General features: G+C 74.7%; 1 protein-coding gene and 1 pseudogene. One reads left to right on the top strand and one right to left on the bottom strand.

Translation table 11 applies throughout. The features are described from left to right. Window positions 1-230: 230 nt before the first annotated feature. A pseudogene (locus AOK16_RS24350) lies at window positions 231-1,490 on the bottom strand (glycosyltransferase family 4 protein); the annotation flags it as partial. 177 nt (window positions 1,491-1,667) lie between these two features. On the opposite strand from AOK16_RS24350, the gene AOK16_RS24345 reads away from it, so the two are divergent. Beyond that, window positions 1,668-2,108: an FAD synthase family protein gene (locus AOK16_RS24345; RefSeq protein WP_055474259.1), complete on the top strand. Its 441-nt coding sequence runs from the start codon at window positions 1,668-1,670 to the stop codon at window positions 2,106-2,108. Window positions 2,109-2,193 lie beyond the last annotated feature (85 nt).

Below are 2,193 nucleotides of genomic sequence, written 5' to 3'. Positions count from 1 at the left end.
GTATAAGGGACAGAACGCGCCCCGGCCCCGGCCGCACCCAAACCCGCTCCGGCCCCGACCGGACCCGTCTCGCCCCCCGCCGACCGGGGTCCGGGGACGGAGCCCCCGGGCTCCTCCCGCCGCGACGGCGCGCGGTCACCACGGCGAAGCCCGGCGGTCGCGAACCGACCGCGCCCCCACGGGAACGGCCACGGGAACGCACGCCACGGGACCCCCCGCCCCGCAACCACCGGCAGGCCGATCGCCTCTTCCAGCAGCGCCGCCACGCGGGCCAGGCCCGATTCGCGGCTGAGGTGGGCGTCCACGTACTCGGGTCCTCTCGCGCCCAACGCGTCCGCCGCCGCCGGGTTTTCGGCCAGGCAGCGGATGGCGGCCAGGAGGGCCGCCGGGTCCTCCGGCGGGACCAGGACGCCCGCGCCGGAGCGCCGTACCTCCTCCGCCGTGCCGCCGAGCTCCGCCACCGAGGCGACGACCGGCCGTCCGGCGGCGAAGTACGAGGTGAGCTTGGAGGGGATGCTCATGTCGAGGACGGCAGCCCGCTGGGTCACGGCCAGGACGTCGGCCGCCGCGAGGATCTCGGGGAAGTCCGACTCCTCCGCGGGCGGCAGGAGTTCGAGGTTCGGCAGGCCCGCCCCCAGCGCGCGCAGCCGCTCGCGCTGGTTGCCGTCGCCCATCAGCACCACGTGCACGTCCGGCGCTCGTCGCGCCGCCTCGACCAGGACCTCCAGGCCCTGCTTGAGGCCCATGTTCCCGGAGTGCAGGACGACGGTCCGGCCCCGCGGCCACCCCAGCCGGGCCCGCGTACCCGCCCGCGGCCGCGTAGGCCGGGCCACGTGGGACCAGTTGGGGACCAACCGGATCCGCTCGGCCGCCACCCCGGCCGCGGCGACCCGGTCCACGAAGCTCGGGTGGATGACCCCGACGAGCGTGGCCCGCCGCAGCACCCGCGCCTCCACGGCGGCGGCGGCCCGCGCCGCCCGGTCCCCGCCGCGTATCCCGCTCTGCGCGGCCGCGGCCCCCATCAGGTCCTGCACCACCGGCACGTACGGGACACGGTGGCGCCGGGCGATCCGTGCCGCGATCACCCCGCCCGCCAGGCTGGGCAGTTGGGCCAGGACCGCGTCGGGCCTGCCCACGCGGGGCGGGGCGGCCAGCCCGTGGGCGAGGATCGACCCCTCGTACAGGGCGCGGCGTACGGCAGTCTGGCGCGCCGGCACGGTGTGGCGGCGGCGGTGGACGGTCACGCCGCCCGCCACCTCGTCGACCCGCCACCTCCCCTCGTACGCGGGGTCGGTGCGCCAGGCCGGATAGTGCGGCATTCCGGCCAGCACATGCACCTCTCCCCACCGCGGGTCGGCGGCCAGGTACTCGGCTGTCTGTGTGGCGTAGGGGCCTATTCCGGCCTGTTCGGGCGCGTAGTTGGTGGACACCAGCAGCAGGCGCCGCCGTAAGCCCGTGCCCCCCGGCCCGGATTCCCCATGCTCCGGCATGTGTCTCCTCCCCCCAGAGTCGATCAGATGCACCCTATCCGCCAGGGCCGCACCATGTCGGTTTTCTCTGGCCATTCTGGTTTTCGTGGAGTTCGCCTGCCGGTGCCACCGCTCGCGGCTATCGTCGTTGATCCGGTGTGCTGGGGAGCGCACCGCGATTGGGGGGTTTGTTTCCGCATGCCGCACACCGTGGGTTACGCGCCCGGCGTCTACGACCTGTTCCACGTCGGCCACCTCAACATCCTCAGACACGCCCGCAGCCAGTGCGACTACCTGGTCGCGGGGGTCGTCTCGGACGAGGTGGCGGAGTTGGCGAAGGGCAGGGCGCCGATGGTGCCGCTGATCGAGCGCCTGGAGATCGTCCGCTCCATCCGCTTCGTGGACGCGGCGTTCGTCGAGACCGTGCCGGACAAGCTGGAGACCTGGAAGCAGGTCAGATTCGACGTGATCTTCAAGGGCGACGACTGGCGGGGCACGCCGAAGGGCGACCGGCTGGAGCGCGACTTCGAGACGGTCGGCGTCGGGGTCGTCTACTTCCCCTACACCGTCCACACCTCCAGCACCCAACTGCGCAGCGCCGTGGAGCGGCTGGCCGCCGGGCACGGCACGACCGGCTGAGCCGGGCCGCCCCACGGGCGGCCGGCCCGACGGCGCCAGACCACGTCCGCCGCGGCGCGCAGCCGGCCGAGCGGGTCGGCGCCGA

Source organism: Streptomyces pathocidini (assembly GCF_001418495.1).
In the GTDB taxonomy this organism is placed as follows: Bacteria; Actinomycetota; Actinomycetes; order Streptomycetales; family Streptomycetaceae; genus Streptomyces; species Streptomyces pathocidini.
The sequence above is the reverse complement of the archived record's forward strand: the minus strand, read 5'-3'. Positions and strand labels throughout refer to the sequence as shown.

What these genes read in the sequence shown, in the direction of transcription:
- AOK16_RS24345 (WP_055474259.1), top strand. Translation starts at nt 1,668, where the DNA reads ATGCCGCACACCGTGGGTTACGCGCCCGGCGTCTACGACCTGTTCCAC.